Source organism: Rhodothermales bacterium (assembly GCA_013002345.1).
Lineage (GTDB): Bacteria > Bacteroidota > Rhodothermia > Rhodothermales > JABDKH01 > JABDKH01.
In genome coordinates, this window is the sequence record JABDKH010000135.1 from 1 (window position 1) to 18,710 (window position 18,710).

14 protein-coding genes are annotated in these 18,710 nt (G+C 59.0%); 7 read left to right on the plus strand and 7 right to left on the minus strand.

Annotated features, from left to right (window positions below; translation table 11 throughout):
• The 3 genes from purU to HKN37_06805 form a co-directional block, all read left to right on the plus strand.
• Positions 1–813 (plus strand): formyltetrahydrofolate deformylase (gene purU, locus HKN37_06795; GenBank protein NNE46350.1); only part of this gene is annotated, 813 nt, incomplete at its 5' end.
• Between the two features lie 320 nt (positions 814–1,133).
• Positions 1,134–2,105 carry a T9SS type A sorting domain-containing protein gene (locus tag HKN37_06800; protein ID NNE46351.1) on the plus strand — a complete coding sequence of 324 codons (972 nt, stop codon included), beginning with the start codon at positions 1,134–1,136 and terminating at the stop codon, positions 2,103–2,105.
• A gap of 107 nt (positions 2,106–2,212) precedes the next feature.
• On the plus strand, positions 2,213–5,254 hold the full coding sequence (locus tag HKN37_06805) for an aminotransferase class III-fold pyridoxal phosphate-dependent enzyme (protein ID NNE46352.1): 3,042 nt from the start codon (positions 2,213–2,215) through the stop codon (positions 5,252–5,254).
• An 18-nt stretch (positions 5,255–5,272) separates the two neighbouring features.
• On the opposite strand, the gene HKN37_06810 is transcribed toward HKN37_06805, so the two are convergent.
• A complete protein-coding gene (locus HKN37_06810; GenBank protein ID NNE46353.1) occupies positions 5,273–5,578 on the minus strand; it encodes a hypothetical protein in 306 nt (101 codons plus the stop codon).
• Between the two features lie 565 nt (positions 5,579–6,143).
• Between HKN37_06810 and HKN37_06815 the strand changes: the two genes are divergently transcribed.
• The gene (locus tag HKN37_06815; GenBank protein NNE46354.1) at positions 6,144–6,680 is read left to right on the plus strand and encodes a hypothetical protein; all 537 of its coding nucleotides are present in this window, start codon (positions 6,144–6,146) and stop codon (positions 6,678–6,680) included.
• A 203-nt stretch (positions 6,681–6,883) separates the two neighbouring features.
• Here the strand turns inward: HKN37_06815 and HKN37_06820 are convergent, their stop codons facing one another.
• From HKN37_06820 to HKN37_06845, 6 genes are all read right to left on the minus strand, one after another.
• Positions 6,884–9,052 carry a S46 family peptidase gene (locus HKN37_06820; protein ID NNE46355.1) on the minus strand — a complete coding sequence of 723 codons (2,169 nt, stop codon included), beginning with the start codon at positions 9,050–9,052 and terminating at the stop codon, positions 6,884–6,886.
• A gap of 500 nt (positions 9,053–9,552) precedes the next feature.
• Entirely contained in the window at positions 9,553–10,071 is a 519-nt protein-coding gene (locus HKN37_06825) for a hypothetical protein (protein NNE46356.1), read from the minus strand.
• 147 nt (positions 10,072–10,218) lie between these two features.
• Entirely contained in the window at positions 10,219–11,070 is an 852-nt protein-coding gene (gene htpX / locus HKN37_06830; GenBank protein NNE46357.1) for a zinc metalloprotease HtpX, read from the minus strand.
• Between the two features lie 80 nt (positions 11,071–11,150).
• Entirely contained in the window at positions 11,151–11,864 is a 714-nt protein-coding gene (locus tag HKN37_06835; protein ID NNE46358.1) for a CPBP family intramembrane metalloprotease, read from the minus strand.
• 32 nt (positions 11,865–11,896) lie between these two features.
• Complete coding sequence (locus HKN37_06840) at positions 11,897–13,012, minus strand: LysM peptidoglycan-binding domain-containing protein (GenBank protein NNE46359.1); 1,116 nt, start codon at positions 13,010–13,012, stop codon at positions 11,897–11,899.
• Complete coding sequence (locus tag HKN37_06845; protein NNE46360.1) at positions 13,002–13,331, minus strand: tetratricopeptide repeat protein; 330 nt, start codon at positions 13,329–13,331, stop codon at positions 13,002–13,004. Before HKN37_06845 ends, HKN37_06840 begins: the two co-directional genes overlap by 11 nt.
• Before the next feature lie 223 nt (positions 13,332–13,554).
• On the opposite strand from HKN37_06845, the gene HKN37_06850 reads away from it, so the two are divergent.
• From HKN37_06850 to HKN37_06860, 3 genes are all read left to right on the plus strand, one after another.
• Positions 13,555–16,563 (plus strand): S8 family serine peptidase, encoded by a 3,009-nt coding sequence (locus HKN37_06850; protein ID NNE46361.1) that lies wholly within the window; start codon positions 13,555–13,557, stop codon positions 16,561–16,563.
• Between the two features lie 75 nt (positions 16,564–16,638).
• Positions 16,639–17,703, plus strand: coding sequence for a hypothetical protein (locus HKN37_06855; GenBank protein ID NNE46362.1), 1,065 nt, complete (start codon positions 16,639–16,641; stop codon positions 17,701–17,703).
• Positions 17,704–17,713: 10 nt separating this feature from the next.
• On the plus strand, positions 17,714–18,673 hold the full coding sequence (locus tag HKN37_06860) for a hypothetical protein (GenBank protein ID NNE46363.1): 960 nt from the start codon (positions 17,714–17,716) through the stop codon (positions 18,671–18,673).
• Positions 18,674–18,710 lie beyond the last annotated feature (37 nt).

The following is an 18,710-nucleotide window of genomic DNA, read 5'->3' on the forward strand; positions in this document are numbered from 1 at the left end:
GGAATCGTTGCGGCCGTTTCGAGTTTTCTTTACAACCACGGGGCGAACGTAACCGCCCTCGATCAGCATTCGACGGATCCAGAAGGGGGCACGTTCTTTCTTCGTCTGGAGTTCCAGACACCCCACCTCGACGTATCGCGTACGCTGCTGGAAAGGTCCTTCGGCGAGGCCGTGGCCAACCCGTACGGCATGGACTGGCGCATAAGCTACTCGGCCGAATTCAAGAAGGTGGCCATCATGGTATCCCGGCAGGAGCATGCTGCGCTTGAGTTACTCTGGAGGCGTTCTCGCGGCGAACTCCCGGCTGACATCACCATGGTCATCAGCAACCATGGCGACCTCGAAGAGGCCGTCTCGGCTTTTGGAGTTCCGTATCACCATATTCCGGTGACACCCGATTCAAAAGCGGATGCAGAGGCTCGGACGCTGGACCTGCTGGACGGGCAAGCCGATCTGCTTGTGCTGGCTCGATACATGCAGATACTCAGTCCCGCGTTTGTAGCGCATTTCCCGGATCGAATCATCAACATCCATCATTCGTTCCTGCCCTCGTTCGTCGGCGCCGACCCGTATCGTCAGGCCTTCGAGCGAGGTGTGAAGCGCGTCGGCGCCACCGCACATTACGTCACGGCCGACCTGGATGAGGGACCCATCATCGACCAGGACGTCGTGGCCGTAAATCACCGGTATGGTCCGCAGGAATTGAAGGAACTGGGTCGCGACGTCGAACGAACCGTCTTGTCACGCGCCGTCAAGATGCACCTGGAAGATCGCGTGCTCGTACACGAAGGTCGCACCGTGGTCTTCTACTGAGTCGCGCGGGCGTTCGGATGGACACTTCAAAATTGGAGGGTCTCATCCGATATCTATGCCAGATGGTCCATGAGACGGACCGTTGAAGTATCGGTAGACGACGGCCTTGAGAATGACCTTTTCAGTCCGCCGGTGCGCAATGAGGGCGACTCGCAACAGACGGGCCGCCCTTTTTTGTTACCAGGAGGGCTGTTTGCGCCTATCGAAGCTGCGGGCGCGTGAACAAAGCCATCGTGCGAGCCGTTAAGGCGTAACTAATTGCTCTATTTCTGCTCGAAATACTATCCCATTCCACCGGAATCCAAGACCATAGATCAGACATGAGACGAACGTTATTGTACTCGACCTTATTGCTCGCACTCGCCCTGGTTGTGCCCCCATCGGCTGCACAGACCGAAGTGACGATTGAACCTTCGAAAGACAACAGCCTGTTCGAAAGTATGGCAGGCAACGTAAGCAACGGCGTCGGCGTCTATCTCTTTGCCGGAACAACCGCGCGTGGGAGCGAAATCCGGCGAGCGGTGCTGCACTTCGACGTAGCCGGCGAGGTGCCTGTGGGGGCGACCATCGACAGCGTAAAACTGTCGATGATGATGACGAAAACCATTTCAGGCAACCACGACGCGACGCTTCACAGACTCACCGCCGACTGGGGCGAGGGTAACTCAGACGCCCCGGGAGAGGAAGGCGCGGGTGGCACTGCAGCGACCGGAGACGTGACATGGCTGCATACCTTCTTCGATACGGGAACGTGGACGAACCCGGGAGGAGACTTCGATGCAACAGCGTCTGGCACGGCCAGTGTAGGAAGCGTCGGCAGCTACACCTGGGGCTCGTCCGCAGGCATGGTCGCGGACGTGCAGGCCTGGCTCGACGACGCCGCCAATAACTTTGGCTGGATCCTGGTCGGGAATGAGGCGATTTCCGGGACTGCCAAACGATATGACAGTCGCGAGGGCACCAACCCGCCCCAACTCCAGATCTTCTACTCTCTCTCAACGGCCGTCGACGATCTGAACGACCTGCCGTCGGCCGTTAGCCTCCTCTCCAGCTATCCGAATCCGTTCTCCCAGTCAAGCGTGGTTGAGTACGCCGTCTCTGATGGCCGGGTGGTCACGCTCGATGTCTACGACACGCTGGGACGCCGGGTCACCACGCTTGCGGACGGCTTCCATGGTCCGGGCACGTACCAGGCCCGTTTCGACGCGGATGATCTCCCGGCCGGTGTGTATTTCTACCGGATCGAGTCGGGCGACTATTCGCGATACCGACAGGTCGTGCTTATTCGCTGATCGCCCTGACACGCACTGGTTTGTGAGGGACGCTCCCGGATGGTCTATGGCCGTTCGGGAGCGTTGTCTATTTTGGGAATGCGAGACAACGAGACCCCAATGGATACGTGACCGATAACACGCGAGAATCCGTTCTCACCACTCTGAAGCCTTTTGGCCTGATGGCCACAGCCGTGACACCTTTGAATGGCTATCACGACGAGTGTTACAGAGTCGACACAAACGATGGCCCGTTCGTACTGAAGATCGCGCCGGGAGGCACGGCACAAGATCTGATCGATTTTGAGACGTCCGTTGTCGAGCACGCTCTTTCGATTCATCCACACCTGCCCCTCCCCCGCCATCGTCGCGCGTCGTCCGGGACGGCGTTTGCTACAGTCACCCTTGACGGGCATCCGCGCCACGCCCGCCTCCTGTCTTTTCTGCCCGGAAACCACTTTGCTGATTTCAAACCGAAGACCGGAACACTCCGCGAGGAGCTGGGCCGCATTCTGGGACAGCTTGATCGGGCGTTGCTGGACTATCGGCACGCGGCGATGGAGCGAGTGTTCGAGTGGGACCTGGCCAGAGCCCCAAACGCGGCCCGGTTGGTCGGGGATATTCGAGAGAACGAACGGCGAGACCGAATCCAGGCGATTTTTGATCGTCATTCGGACATCGTCGAGCCAGCGATGGCCGGACTTCGAAAAAGCGTCATCCACGCCGATGCGAACGACTACAATATTCTCGTCGACTGCGGGTCAGACGGAACACCGATGGTCACCGGTTTGCTCGATTTCGGTGACACGGTTCTCACGCAGACCGTAAACGAAGTCGCCATTGCGTGCGCCTATGTGATGCTCGACGAAGCGGACCCTGTCGGGGCGGCGTGCGATCTGATCCGAGGATATAACAGCGTGCTTCGCATCGAAGAGGAGGAGCTTGAACTTCTCTTCACGTTGATCCTCACGCGTCTGGCGCTGAGCAGCACATTCTCGGCACTGTGGTCTCAGCAGCATCCGGATCACAGTCAGGACGCATATCACACAGTTTCGGAAGATGCGGTGTGGAGGTTGTTGGATCAGCTCAAGAGGGTCCACCCCGATTTTGCGCACTACGCCTTCCGCGATGCGTGTGGCCTGACTCCATGCACCCGCTCTGCGGCGGTCGTAGACTACCTGACGTCGGCGAACGGAGAACGACCTGTCCTCACGTATGATCTTGTCACGGATCCGGTGTGCGTGATCGACCTGAGCGTTGCATCGACGAACGCGGCAGCTCAAGACGACACGGGCGATGCTGATGTCTGGTCGAAGTTGATCGCGGATCAGATCAACGACGCCGGTGCGGTCGTCGGAATCGGACGGTACAATGAAGCCCGAGTGTGCTATACCGCCGCTCAGTTTGGTCTGCCCGGCAGCGAGCCGCGAACGATCCACCTCGGCATTGATCTGTTCGCTCCGGCCGGTTCTCCGGTACTCGCTCCTTTCGACGCTACAGTCCACAGCCTGCGTGACAACGACCTCGACCTCGACTACGGACCAACGGTCATTCTCGAACACAGGCTAGCGGACGACGAGAGTTTTTATACCCTGTACGGGCATCTCAGTCGCTCCTCCCTGGACCGGCTTCAGCCGGGACAAACGGTGCCCCGTGGCGAACCATTTGCTGAACTCGGGGAGTCTACCGAGAACGGTGGATGGCCACCGCATCTGCACATCCAGCTCGTCACGAACATGCTCGGCATGGAGGGCAACTTCCCGGGAGTGGCCGAAGCCAGCCGGCGGGCCGTATGGACAAGCATCTGTCCGGACCCCAACCTGATTCTGCAAATACCTCGAGCTGCATTCCCCGCTGCGCGGTTGGAGTCCGCGGACGTCCTGGGCTTGCGGAGAAAGCACATCGGAACGAACGTAGGCCTGTCGTATCGCAGCCCGTTGCATATCGTTCGCGGCCGTGGTGCGCATCTCTATGACGTTGACGGCCGTCGTTACCTGGATTGTGTTAACAACGTCGCGCATGTCGGCCACAGTCACCCGCAAGTGGTGCGCGCGATCGCCGATCAGGCGGCCGTTCTGAATACGAACACGCGGTACCTGCACGAGGGCCTCGTACGCTATGCCGAGCGTCTTACTGCGACGCTTCCGGAGCCGCTCAGCGTCTGCTTTCTCGTGAACTCCGGCAGCGAAGCGAACGACCTTGCGCTTCGGATGGCGCGGGCACACACAGGGGGAACAGATTTTGTCGTACTCGGCGCCGCGTACCACGGGCACCTGACAAGTCTGATCGAGATCAGCCCGTACAAGTCGCGCGGGCCCGGCGGCGCAGCCGTACCGCCTCATGTACATGAGATACCTGCGCCCGACAGCTTTCGTGGACTCCACGCGGCCTCGCCTGACCCGGCACGGTCATACGCGGATGAGATCCAGCCCGCGCTTGTCGCGATCCAGGATGGGGGTCGCCGGGTCGCTGCTCTGATCGCCGAGTCGGCATTGAGCTGCGCCGGACAGATCATGCTGCCCGAAGGGTATCTGTTTTCCATTTACGAGCAGACCCGTTCGGCAGGCGGGGTCTGCATTGCGGACGAGGTGCAAGTCGGATTCGGTCGCGTCGGCACACATTTCTGGGCATTCGAAACGCAGGACGTCGTGCCGGACATAGTCACGATGGGCAAACCTGTCGGCAACGGACATCCACTGGGGGCCGTTGTAACGACGGCGGATATCGCCGCGTCGTTCGCCAACGGCATGGAGTACTTCAACACGTACGGAGGGAATCCGGTGTCCTGTGCAGCCGGGCTGGCTGTTCTTGACGTGATTCGCGATGATGGTCTTCAGGCGCACGCCCTGCGGACCGGACGCACTCTTGTCGAGCGCCTGTCGTCCCTTGCGGTCGAGCACCCCGTGCTGGGAGACCTCCGCGGCAGTGGACTATTCGTTGGAGTCGAGATCGTCGCACCAGGAACCCGCCAACCGGCACCCCGGGTGGCTTCCTACATCATCAATCGAATGCGTGATCTTGGAGTCCTTCTGAGTACCGACGGCCCCGATCACAACGTGCTGAAGATCAAGCCACCGATGGTATTCAACGAAGACGACGTCACTATGCTCACCGACCGCTTCGCCGAGGTACTGGGTGAGCACTTCATCATGGGACAGGATGCGCGGTGATCCCGCGCGCCCCAGTCGTCAGTCCGATTCCTCTACAACAACAAAGTCCAGACGATCGCCGAATGCCACACTGCTCATCTTGGTCACGTCCACATCAAGATCCACCTTCTTCTGCGTGACTGACCCCGATCGGTTTCGCTTGTAGAGCACTCCGCTAAACGGGACGGCATCACTTTCAATGAGAGCCTCGGCCTTGCCCTCCGTTGCTTCATCGGCAAAGAAAATACCCTGGATCGCATCTCCGTCAAATGTACTTGTCGTAAAGGCGTAACCGGTTCCCTCGATTCCTCCCAGTTCTGCGGACTTCAATTCTGGCAGCGACATGACCCCTCCGTTCTTGTGTCTTGTAAATCACTTGTTGTCAAGCGATTGATATTAATCCTGTTATTGTATGCCCCGGCCCCCAACTTGGTCCGGGCGGGCGGATCTTGTATCCCTGATCAGTCCCGCTGGCGGCTAAAACCGCTCAGGAGACCATAATTGCAGGAAGCAGTTCATGGGCGGCAACGCCCCTTCCGGGCTCCCGGTTGAGTCGCGCGGAGTCGCCGCATTCTGGTTTCGGTGCATCATGATGGTTGGCCGACCGCGTGACAATCGCGGCCTGGATAGAAGCGAATTCCTCGCCGAGGGCTGTTCAGTCGCACGCAATGCGTGACGATACTTGTCACTACCGGAGTATGCCTACATCGCCTGCAAGGATTGACCGTCATTCATGATTGAGTCCACGCTATACACTGAGGTGCATACTGTAGAATTGGACCGACCCTGGAGTAATTGCTGCACGCCGGCACCGCCCACATACTGCGTCCCGTCGCATGCGCGACAGACTCAGGTCACGGTGTTCTGGTCTGTCGCTCCAGAGGGTAGACGTTAACGATTGGAGAAATCAATGACGCGGAAATACGAAATAGACAGCGAGAACAACTCACCGAGAAAGCCGGCGACCAACAGAGCACTGATTGGAGCTGCATGGGACATGGCGGAGCGCGAAGCGAGAGAAGCGGCACGCGAGGCTGGTGAGAGGGCTGCGCAGCAGGCATCGCGTGAAGTGGAGGAGCGTGTTTCGCGACAAGCGGCCCGGGAAGTAGCCGAAGCAACATCCCGGCGCCTCCTCAGCGATGCCGCGGAAGAGGCCTCCGCCCGCACTCTGCGAGAGGGTATGGATCAGGCATCACAGCGACTCGCGCGGGAGTCGGCGGAGTGGGCATCAAGGCAAGCGGCTCGTGAAACCGCCGACAGGGCGGTTCACGCTGCACGGAAGGCGGCAGAGAAGACCTGCGAGGAGGCTGTACGAGACTCTACAGCCGACGCTCGTGAAGCTGCACTCGAGGCCCAGGATGCCGCAAGAAAGGCAATGGAAGCTGCACAGGCAGCACGCGAAGCTGCAGATCAGGCGATCGCAGCGCTCAAGAGTGTTCGCGGCTGAGACCAGGACGGACGGACGGGGTGCCACATACCCCAGGCGTTCGCGGGTCAATAGTCAACACGAGGCGCGGCTGCGATCGCGTCCGGTGGCTACCGAGTAATGCCGCCAGTTCTGGCACTTTAACCGTCCGTGACCCGCGCCTGCAGAAACAGAAGGGCCCGACAGATGCCGGGCCCTTTGCAACTCATCACATGTGTTGCCGATTACCGGGCCATACGGACCGCATCCGCTTCGGCCTCCGTCCCGACCAGTTGACCCGTCGTGAGTTCAAGCACGATTCGGTCCATGTCGAACATCGAATCGAGCGACTCAAGAATGCCGCGGGCGTCAACAGACACGCTCCTGTTCACATCCGTCGTGAAGATGTACGCACTGGGCAGGCTTTCGATATTCCCGTCGAAGACGAGCCCGACCACTTCAAGATCCTTGCTGACCATCGGCGAGCCGGAGTTACCACCGATGATGTCGTTTGTGGATACGATATTGATCGGTGTCGAAAGGTCAAACTCCGCCGGTGGGTTTAGCCAGCGTTCGGGAAGGTCCCATTCGTGTGCAATTTCCGAACCGTGGTAAGAATGGTAGTGGTCGTACAACCCGTAGAAGGTCGTGTACGGAGGTGCTTCGGTCCCGTTGTATTCATATCCCTGTACCACGCCGTCAGCGATCCGTAGTGAGAACGTGGCGTCCGGAGGGACAGAGAGGCCGTAGACATCGTATTGTGCGCGGCCGCGCTTGCTGCCGAGTTCACCCTCCTGAGCCGTGAGGCCGGCGAACCCACTCTGGTAATCCGCCAGGCGCTGCGCCCAGGATTCGACAAACATCACTGCCGGATCATCCATAGTCAGCGTTCCGGCTTCCACGGCTGCAGCAGTGGCCTCCGCGGTCGTCAGGACACTCTCATCGAGAATATGCTGAGCCACATCCTCTGCCGACCGACCGTCCATGTACAGCGCGACACTCGCATCACTTCCCAGATATTTCTGAGCTATCGCAATCCGACCCGTCAAGTAGTTTCGGTCCAGGACCTCGGCGCCGTCAGATATCCCGAGCAGCCCGTCCTTCATGCTCTCTATCGCCTCATCGGACGCTCCGTCGGCCTGTTGACTTAACATCCGCTGAGCCATCAACGCGCGCTGCAAGGTTACTGAAGTCCATGCAGAGCCTGGAGCCATCGCAAGAAACGTGATGAACTCGGCCTCGAACTCCGCCTTGGACGGCTGAAGAGCGGCAAGGTCCTCGATCAGTGTTCCGTACTCCGCCTGGAGCGCCGGATCGGCGGCGATTGCCTCGAGGAACTGGCGCTCCGAGTCGGCGCGACGAGCCATGATGTTGGCGTCGTTCAGTCCCTTTACACGCCCGGTGTAGAGTTTCTCCACGTTGCTCGCGCTGAGCATGGTCGTGCGAACGCGGTCATCATTCGTCACCGCGTAGGCATCCCTCAGTGCCCGGAGCCGATCACGGAAAAACTCGAGAAGAAGCTTGTCGCGATAGTCTCGTCGGTACTCGAGCTGTGCGACGGATTCGAGGCGGTTCGTGGAACCCGGGTTGCCGATCACGAACACCGGATCACCCTCTTCCGCCCCGTCGACGCTCCACTTGAAGTAATCTTCGGTGCGATAGGGCTCACCGTCTACATAGACACGAAGGAACGACATGTCGAGCGCGTAGCGCGGGAACGTGAAGTTGTCATGGTCGCCTCCGAAGTGACCCATCGCAATCTCGGGCGCCATCACGATTCGAACATCAGAGTACCTGCGGAACGTGTACGCCGAATAGCGGCCTCCACTGTAGAGAGAGACGACCTGAACCACATGACCGCTGTCCTCACCACCCGCCTCGTTCAGCTTGCGTTCCTGTATCGCGTTGATCGCATCCGATCGCGCACTGGATCTCTCGGCAATCGTCTCCGCACCTTCAAGCGCAGCGTACACCTCATCGGTGACGTCATCGATGGCAACGAGTTGGTCCAACCAGAGCATGGGCGCCGGACGTTCTTCTTCGAGCGAGCGCGCGTAGAAGCCTTTATCCAGCAGTTGCTCTCCCTCCTGTGAAACCTGGGCAAGCGCGCCTCGGGCACAGTGGTGGTTGGTCATCACAAGCCCGGTGGGCGACACAAACGATGCCGTGCAGTTTGGAAGTCTCAATGCGCTCAAACGCGCCTTCTCAAACCAGTCGTCGCCGGCTTCGATACCGTACTCGGTCCTGAAGAACTCGGCTGGTGGATAGTCGAACGTCCACATCTTGCCATTGTCGTACGTGCCCGCCTTCACCATCTCGTCCTGCGCATTCGCGACATCGACCTCGATGAGTCCGATGAGTATCATGGTCAGGGCGGTCGCAATCGTGGCCGTCCGCTGAAGTCCTCTAAGCATGCTATCCTCTCAATTTGCTGCATTCACGTGGCCCTTGATCACCGAACCATGTCATGTGATCGAGACGGGACCCGTGCGCCTGAATACCTGAATCCGTGCATCAGCCGTAAATATTACCGCTGGAGTTCGTAAAGGGTACCGTTTGCGCGCCGCAGGAACGAAACTCGAACCAAATTCGCAATGCGGACTCTGAATCTTCGAAAAAGAAGCGACCTGGCGGAGCGGCGGGAAAGCGCCGTCACCGAAAGGTGAATCCGGGATCGCTGCCGGCCAGGCAATAACAAAGTGATCCGACAGCGCGAGCTCCGGCAGCGAGCTAGCAAGGCCCGAAGAAATCGGATGACCGCCCTCGCGAATCACCTCTGCTTGCGACGAAGGACGGCCGGAGACAGTGCGGCCTGCCTCACCCCGGACGGCGAAGCGGCGAGCATCGGCGTGCGACAATATCGCTGCGCCGGGCTCGCCGCGACGACCGGGTACAATGCAGGGGCCGTCTATTGCTAGCCCTTGATCCGGAACAGGGCACCGACCGTGGCGCTGATGAGGTTGATGTCGCCCAGCAACGTGACCTGAACCTGCGCGAACGGATGGAACGAGCCGGCGTCGATCGAACCGCCGCCGATCAAATTGATCCCGATGTCCGTGTCGTCACCGCTGACACTTCCGAAACCGCCCAGATCAATGTCGACAGACGTCCTCGCAATACCGAGACCCGCACCGACGTACGGTGATATGGTCGGCATACCAGGCGCGTTGATATTCAGCAGTGCGTTTACACTCAACTGGTAGAAATCAAAACCGCTATCTGTCAGGTAGTAGTCAAACGTCGGGTTCACTGCGACGGGCAGGGCAGGAATGCCCAGACGCACGTCGAGGCCGAGAAAGACCTCTTCAACATCTCCGAGAACGTCGGCTCCAAGGCGCGGCCCGATGTCGATGGTCGTGCCCTGACCAACAGATGGAACAGACAACAGAAACGAGAGGCCTACGGCAGCGACCAGAATACGTGGCTTGAACATGGGATTAATGGTGGGATTGTTGGTGGGATTACAGATACTTGAGCCAGGCCGGGAAAGGCCCGCGCAAAGTTAGTCGAACAGGAGAACGATTACAACGTGCATCACGCGCGGTTAGACCACGTCCACCCGCACCACGCTTAACCGATTTCATGCGCCGGCCAGCACACCCCTTTGGTCCATCTCTATCAGTCTCGCGATCCGCTCATTCGTCGGCGGATGCGTTGAGAAGAGCTTGGCGAAACCAGCCATCGCGCCAGAGAATGGATTCACGATGAACATGTGGGCGGTTGCCTGCGACCCGTTCATCTGAACACGCTGTGCGCCCGCCTGAAGCTGCTCCAGCGCGGAAGCCAGCGCACGAGGCTTCTCGCAGATCGCGGCACCGTCCCGGTCGGCTGCAAACTCGCGGGTCCGGGAGATCGTCATCTGGATTAGCATCGCGGCAATCGGCGCCAGAATCAACATCAAGATCCCTCCCAGCGCACCGCCACGATCGCGATTGCCTCCCATGAAGAACCCGAAACGTGCCACCATTGTGATGCCCGTCGCGATGCCCGCCGCCACCGACGACGTCAGTATGTCACGGTTCTTGACGTGCGCAAGCTCGTGCGCAATCACACCCTCCAGCTCGTCCTTGTCCAGCAGTCGGACGATTCCGTTCGTCACCGCCACAGCGGCATGCTTCGGATTCCGACCCGTGGCAAACGCATTTGGCTGATCGGATGGAACCACGTACACCCTGGGCATGGGAAGCTGCGCCCGCTGGCGAAGTCTGTCAACCATATCATACAACTCCGGCGCCTCGCCCCGACCCACTTCCGTCGCACGATACATCTTCAGGACAATCTTGTCACTGAACCAGTAGCTGCCGAAGTTCATGAGCAGGGCAAAGCCGAAGGCCATTATCATCCCGCTCCGACCGCCGATCGCATCGCCGACCAGCACAAACAGGACCATCATTACAGCCATCAGCGCGGCTGTGCGCAATCCATTCGTCATTTATGTCAATACCTCAGCATTTTCACGGAATCGAACCAGGTGTATACGGCGGGCCCCGGGCATCGGATTCATGCCCCGGTCTATCCGAGCAGGTGGGTGACCACCATCACGTCGTACAGGGCATGCGTCCAGGCGGCCACGCCAAAACCCCGAACAAGAAAGATGACGTTCATGGCAAGCCCGAACAAAAACCGGAACAGGAACGACCCGATCGTGAACGGGTCGCCAAAGACACCGATGTAGTGCACCGCACTGAACAGAAGCGCGCCAGTGACAGCCGCCACTATGTAGGCCGCACGTCGCGAATCGCTCAGCCGTTGAAGTAACCAGAACATCCCCCCGACCAGTATCACGCGGAACACGAGTTCCTCGTAAAGACCCGCGCCCACTGACAGAGACAGCTTCGCAAATAATCCGATCTGGGTCGGGTTCGACTGCGGTACCATCGCGAGCAATACGCTGACCGTAGACGAAACGAGAATGGCTACGACCACGGCATAGAGCGTACTCTCTGCGACAACGCCTGCAAGGTAGGAAGCGCGAACAGGGATCTTGCGCCCGCGATCCTTGACGAAAACCGCCACACCGATGGCCAGCACCGCAACGCCCACTGCGATCATCCCGGGAGCGCCAATCGCCGTTAGGATCTGCTTCATCCAGACGTCCGCCCCGACGCGTACACCTGCCGGGCTGCCGTGATTCACAAGCAGGATCGAGACCTCATAGATCAGAAACAGCGGAATTGCGCTCAGGAAGCCGTAGGTAGCTGTTCTGGTCGCTTTGAAGTAGTCCATCAGGTAGGGCCGGAAAATACGCCGCGATGTTTTCAGTGGACCGACGGTCCGTATCGCACTACGCGAAGTTCAACCTGAAGGTTACCTCCCGTGAAAGTCTCGAACACGCGACTCACCGCACGCGACACATCGATAAGGTAGCCGGCGGAAGTCGGCAGACGATCCATTACCTCCGCAAACGTCTGCTGATCGGTCTCCGGACTGGAGAGCAGCACAATACTGCCGATCGGTAAGTCACTGTGGGAAATAGTGAAATCATCCGGGTTGTACGGACGGCCCGCGGCCATAAGTCGCCCGACGAAGCGCTCCGAATACACCCGCGCCTCACCGGACCCGACGACCGGTAACGTCGCGAATCCGGACGAACCTGAGCTGACTTTCGTGGACGGCACAACCAGTACCTGTCCCACGTGAATGACATCTCCAGCCAGCTGATTCGCAGTCCGGATCGCTCCAACCGTCGTGCCGGTTTCGCGCGCGATCTTGAACAGCGTGTCACCCCGCTTTACGGTGTAGGTTGCAGAGGCGTACTCGACCGGAACTCCCAGTTTGGCACCTTCGGGCAAAAACGTTGCCACCCAGGGATTTAGCAGCAGCAGGCTGTCAACTGAGAGGCCTGTCGCGAGGGCGATGTCATACAGCGATTGACCTTGTTGGACCGTAAGTAATCCGAGCTGCGCACCCGGTCCGTCGGCCATCCGGTCAACTTGTGCCACCTCCGCCGAATCTGCCACTGGGTCGAACATCACGGTCACAGAATCAACGCGGGCCGCCGGGGTCTCCGAGGGAAGACTTCTGGGTGCGCCGTCCACCGGTGCTTCGACACCAGCCGGCGCCGGTGGGTCGGTGGGCACGTACCCGTCGCCTGTCGTGTCAGGTCTGGCCAGTGGCTCGGTACGAGACGGAATAGTCAGCACCTGTCCGACGCGTATTTGATCTCCCGAAAGCGCGTTGGCCTCCTTCAGCATACCAACCGTGATGTCGAACCGACGTGCGATGTTGAAGAGCGTGTCTCCGCTGCGAACGACATACTCCACAGGCGGCTGTCCGTTATTCTGACCGAGGGCTGGCCGGATGGTCGGAACGATAGCGAGTATCGAGACGAACGCAACAAGCAGCGTCACGCTGAGCGCCTTCTTATTCATCATCGAAGCCAAATCCCTCCGCTTCCAGAAGCGCTGACTGCAATTCCGCACGTGCATGTGTATCTCGCTGCCGATCCGCGATGCGAATGCCGGCCCGGTACGTCTCCAGTGCTTCATCCGTCAGGCCTTTCCGCAGGTAAAGTGCCGCCAGGTGATAGTAGGTTCCGACATAATCGGGCTGATCGCCAACCAGCGCTTCGAATGTCTCCAGAGCGCGATCTTCATTACCCGTCTTCACGTACTCCATGGCAAGTGCGAATCGCGTAAACGCATCACCCGGATCTTCCTTCAGGTACTCGAGAAGGAGACTCAGTCGGTCCACAGTCTCACTGTTTTGTAGTTGCATGGGGGCCTTTCGTAAACTTCGAACACGAGATCGCGTTTCGCCCGACCTCTGCGCACACCGTAGAAGGGCTCTGGAGCCGTGGATTCGGGTTGCCTCAAACGTGCCTTTGCGGCCTTCGATCCTAAACATGGATCGCCAACAGTCGATAATAGGGATCAATGTCGGTATGCCGTCACCTCTTCAGAATGCCGTGATTTCTATGCTGCTCCGAAAAGCCGTATTTGGAGCTCTTCTGGCCGTTTACTGCCTGTTGGGCCCGTCCACGGATGCGTACGCGCAATCCGGTGACCTCGTTGTGCGAATCGAGGTTCAACCCATTGAAACGCTGCGACTCGCCGATTTCGACCCCGTGCGACCCGCAGCATCACCGGTCGTATTTCGTGTTTTCCTGACAGCAGGGACACAAACGAGACCTCTCAGAATCGAGGTTGACGTCGAATCGGAGTCGTTTGGATTCCTGGGCACAGCCTCCCTCGATCTGGGCGCTGTAAGTGCCGCTCAGACGGTGATGTTGACGAATCAGGACTTTGACACCTACGAGCTCGGTGACGCCGGAAACTTGGTCATCGAGCTGGCGACCGAGCGAGGACTCCTGCCGCCGGACGACTACTATTTCATTCTCCGCGTCATCGACCTTGCGACCGGTGGAGAGGTTGGCACGGACACAGGAGTAATCACGACGACGAATTCCGGAACACAGATCGAGTTGGTGGGACCGGGCACACCGTTGGATCAGGAGCCTGATTTGATTCCCACACCGTATCCCATATTCCAGTGGTTCTCGGATGCCACGCGCTTCAACTTTTCGTTATACGAAGTTCAGCCCGGTCAGTCCTCCGCTGAGGATATCGTTGCAAGCCTGCCCGTGTTCGAGCAGAGCAACGTCGCTCCCGGGACGTTTGTATACCCGAACGCGGCTGAAGAACTCGTGTCAGGTCGCCGCTACGCTTGGCAGATCGATGCCATTAGTACGACATCTTCTGGAGACGAACGCTTTCCGAGTGAAATGCGATGGTTCGTCGTCGAAGACATCGACAACCCGCTGAGCGAGGAAGACGATGGCACGGAGTTGCCGAGCGTTCAATTGCGAGTCGAGCCGCAGGAGGCGATCGTCGCGACGAGTGAGACGGCGTTCTTTGAGGCGTCGGTGCAGGACATGAACGACATCCCGATTTACGATCGTGTGCCTGTGTGGACCGTCGTTCCCGATCACATGGGATCCATAGACGAGAATGGCGTCTTTACTGCGGGGCCACAGAGCGGTGTCGCAGCCGTGGTGGCCACAATAGGTGACTCGGAAGACTATGCAGCGGTCGAGATCCTGGACCGCGCCGAAGATGGTGATCGAGCGGTAGCCGACGAACCCGATATACAGGTTCTCTCGCCTGTGGACGGACAGATCATTCTCGAGCCCGAGCCGACGTTCGCCTGGCTGTTCAGCGGACCTGATTCGTCATCCGTGTCATCCTTCCTGCTGAGCGTTCGCAAGGGCGGCGACAGCTTCGAAACCTCTATCCCCATCTGGGAGAACGAACTAGCCGGTTCGTCAATGCCCTATCCACCCGATGAAGAGCTCCTCGACGCGGGTGCCACTTACTTCGTTCGAGTGGCGGCGCTGGATTCTGCGAAAACGCCGGTCGCTGAGTCGAGGCCGGTCGCGTTCACACTCGAGCGCGAGGACAAGCTCTCGTACGAACTCCAGGGTGAGTTAGAATCGGCGAGGGCAGAGGGCCGGGATTCGACGTTGGTTCGCGTGCTTATTCAGGCCGGCACCGATTTCGTCGACCCGACCCTGCTGGACGCACTGGAGGGAATTGGCGCGACACTCGAGTTGGTCGAAGGTCCCTGGATTCAGATTTCTATCGCGTACTCGGCCCTGTCGGCGCTCGCCGATCTGGACCTCGTGGATCTTGTGACAATGCCTTCACCACACGAATATCTTGCGGCACCTGAAATAGCGTCAGGCGAACGGCCGCTGATATTGTCGTCGGTCAAGGGCATTGCCGCGGGCGATTCCCGTTTTGCACCGGTCGATGTCGCCGTCTTCGAGTTCGGATTTGACCCGGCGGCGATCCAGGCCCTGCTTCCGGAGGCCAACCTCCGCTTCTACTCCTTCCGTGCCGACGAACGCATCGAGGGTTCGGGCAGTGCGGATTCACGCCACGCCTCGGCCGTGGTACAGGCACTCGGTGAGCATCTTCCGCCGAACGCTACCGTACATCTGGTCAATTTCGATACAGAGCCGGAATTCCATCACGCACTGGATTACGTCGTTCACGAACTCGGCGTGAGTGTGATTACGTGTTCGGTCTCCTGGGCGAACGCGTACGACCACTACGACGGTTCATCCTACTTCTCCCGACGCATCGCGCAACTGCTCGGCACCAAGACACCGCTGGTGGCGGCAGCCGGCAACTTCGCGGAGAGCCACTGGCAGGCCCAGTATGGTGACAGCGATTCGGACGGCATCCATGACTTCGATCCCTTTGCGGAAATGCTGGAGGTGAAGCTGACCAACGGCCGCTTCTACAACTTCCTGCTGAGCTGGAACGACTGGGGCGGAGACCCGCGTGTGGATCTCGATATCGAGCTGTACAATGCCGCCGGCGAGCTTCTGCTCGATCGACGAGGCCGTCCGTACGCTTCTCGAAGCGTTCAGGGACCGACCGAGTATGCACAGCCCGTCGAGCGCGTACGAGCCTTTCGGCCCATCTACCCCGGAACGCGATCCTACTATGTAAAGGTGTTCCGCAAGCGCGGCACACCCGATCCGGCCGCCCGCGGAACGGAATTCGAGCTGTACGTCTCCCCGCCCCCGGAAGGCTCGACTCCTGGTCCCGTGGCCTTGAGCAGTCTCGCCAGCGGGCTGGCCACGACGGATTCCAGATCTGTTATTCCTGTGGGCGCCAATGAGTTGACTCATAGCTCACAGGGGCCCACGAACGACGGAAGGATCCGGCCGGACTTCTCGGCCGACGGAACCGTCGAATTCGGTGAAGGCCGCATTCGAGGCACTTCATTTGCCGCGCCGAGAGTAGCGGCCGCCATGGCCCTGATTGTGTCGCGCCACCCGGGATGGAGCGTTGAGGAAGCCTACGACTACCTGAGACGGTTTGCCGTCCAGCCGGACGGCACACCGGGCAAGAATGCTCGTTTTGGGTGGGGCCAGGTCGACATGGACGCCCTCGTGGAGGCCATTACGCAATAGTCAACGCCCTGACACGGGAGTAATCTGCTGAAAGAGAACCGCCTATCCGTCCTATTAAGGCTACTGAACTGATCGATGTCCACCAGTCGTAAACCTCATGCAGAGGACCTCAAGTGGGTCCAGCGCATTTTTGGCGGCGACGCGCACGCGTGGAATCGGTTTGTACAGGCGTTCTCTGACAGAATCTGGCGAAGGTCGTGGCAGCTATGCAACGAAGCCTGCCCGCATAACAAGGGAAGCGTGTTCTGCGTATTTCATGCCCTTGCCGCCGAATCCGTAAAGCCGAGTTCCGATGACCGGCCTGGATGCGACGACGGGCTTGAGATCTACGCGTTCATCTTCGAGTACTTCTACAATGCTAAAAAGGAGACTGGAAAGCTGAAGCACTTCGACGGCCGCGCGCAAATGGAGACGTTCGTCGCCTCCGTGTTGCACGGCAACCTCCGGACCGACTGGATCCGCCATAAACGCAAGTTGCGGGTGGACCAGATCACGCTACCGGACGAGGTCAAGCGTCTTTCGAAAGTGGATCAACGTGTCTATCGACAAATGGTCATGCAGCGTCCGACAGAAACAATCTCGCGGAACACCGGCGTAAGTCCGGACGACGTTGCAATGGCGCAGGAACGAATCACACATGCACTGATGGCCAACGGCAATCTCCATCTCATTCTTCGGAAGGTCGAGAGTTCGCTCGAGGAACTTGGACATGGAGACGATCCAACGGCACCGCGTGCGATACCGCTGCAACAGGCCGTCGAGCGCATCTGGGAAGCGGTGTGCGACCTTATCAGCGAACAGCCAGAACCAAACAAAATTCTTCTGGACATGGTATTCGACAAGGAGCTTGACGCAAAGGTCATTCTGGCCCGAGTAGACAAACTCAAGCTTGGTCTTCCGGTCTCGCCCCGATCCGGCAAGGTCACGATCCATACGATCTATCAGTCCGTCGACTACATCCTGAAGGAACTTGGAGACCAACTCCAGTCACGTCACCGCGACATTCTGAACGACGCGCACGACTGGCTGGATGATGACGCCGCAGACAACACGGTTTCCTCGAAGGGGCTCAAAGCACTACTTAAGAACATGGGCATCGCGCGCAATTCTGAGAGCGCATCTCGCCTCGCGCATGGGTAACAACATGGGTATGCAACAAACACAACAGGACTCCGCCTGTCCGATATCACAGATGTCGTTTGGGGACGTCTCGCGCTACTTGCAGGGAGGCTTCGAACCTGCAGTCCGCAAGGCCGTTGCCGCACACATTGTCTATTGCAATGCGTGTCGCGAAGAACTTGACCGCGTCAAGTCGTTGCGAAGCGCCGGCCGGCATATGATGATTTCGAACCTGGCTGACGCCGATGACGAAGATAACCGGACCGACGACGATGGGCATGTCCAGGAAGTCGTGCTAGCCGCGTACATCGACAACGGATTAACCGGCGGCCAGCGCAATCAGGTTACAGAGCACATCGCATCGTGCTACGACTGCTACGATCGGTTCTCATCGCTGGAGAAGGAGCTTGCCGGAACGGTACCGCAAGCACTGAGAACACCTGTTTCCGTTATGGAGGCGATGAAGAAGCCCGTTCCGAGTCATTCGGAGGCCCTGGGAGTGGCACAGTTCGGACAACGAGTTCTTGAATCGTTGCAGAATCTGGCCGGCCTTCGATGGACCCAGCCGGCGGTGGCGTTCGCCGCAGGCGTCTTCGTGATGTTGATGTTTCTGCCATCGTCGCGCACCGTCATTCCGCTTCCGGGTTTCTCGCCGATTCAAGAGAGCTTCGATGACAAAGTCCGCAGCAGTGTGGATGGCCAGCCAACGCAACTTGATACCAGACCAGTGATCATGCTACCGTCCGGTGCAGGCCATCTTGAGTTCACGTGGCCAGGCGAGGTAAAGCTCACGAACTCTGTGTATCGCATCGAAATATTCGACGCTCAGGGCGATCAGGTTTTAGAAACAGTCGAGCTCACCGAAAACAAGTGGGTGGTCGACGTATCAAAATTTACTCCCCGTGCCAGATATGATATCCTCATAAGCCGGATCGGTCGCGCGGGCGGCGTAAGTCCGGTGAGCCAGCAGTCTCTGTTGGTCGCCGACTAGAAGACGGGCGAACGCTATACTTAAGCTATTCGGGATT

Excerpts from the sequence above, each read along its gene's own strand:
- HKN37_06800 (NNE46351.1), top strand. The coding sequence starts at position 1,134 with ATGAGACGAACGTTATTGTACTCGACCTTATTGCTCGCACTCGCCCTG.
- HKN37_06810 (NNE46353.1), bottom strand. The coding sequence starts at position 5,578 with ATGTCGCTGCCAGAATTGAAGTCCGCAGAACTGGGAGGAATCGAGGGA.
- HKN37_06815 (NNE46354.1), top strand. The coding sequence starts at position 6,144 with ATGACGCGGAAATACGAAATAGACAGCGAGAACAACTCACCGAGAAAG.
- HKN37_06820 (NNE46355.1), bottom strand. The coding sequence starts at position 9,052 with ATGCTTAGAGGACTTCAGCGGACGGCCACGATTGCGACCGCCCTGACC.
- HKN37_06825 (NNE46356.1), bottom strand. The coding sequence starts at position 10,071 with ATGTTCAAGCCACGTATTCTGGTCGCTGCCGTAGGCCTCTCGTTTCTG.
- htpX (NNE46357.1), bottom strand. The coding sequence starts at position 11,070 with ATGACGAATGGATTGCGCACAGCCGCGCTGATGGCTGTAATGATGGTC.
- HKN37_06835 (NNE46358.1), bottom strand. The coding sequence starts at position 11,864 with ATGGACTACTTCAAAGCGACCAGAACAGCTACCTACGGCTTCCTGAGC.
- HKN37_06840 (NNE46359.1), bottom strand. The coding sequence starts at position 13,012 with ATGATGAATAAGAAGGCGCTCAGCGTGACGCTGCTTGTTGCGTTCGTC.
- HKN37_06850 (NNE46361.1), top strand. The coding sequence starts at position 13,555 with ATGCTGCTCCGAAAAGCCGTATTTGGAGCTCTTCTGGCCGTTTACTGC.
- HKN37_06855 (NNE46362.1), top strand. The coding sequence starts at position 16,639 with ATGTCCACCAGTCGTAAACCTCATGCAGAGGACCTCAAGTGGGTCCAG.
- HKN37_06860 (NNE46363.1), top strand. The coding sequence starts at position 17,714 with ATGCAACAAACACAACAGGACTCCGCCTGTCCGATATCACAGATGTCG.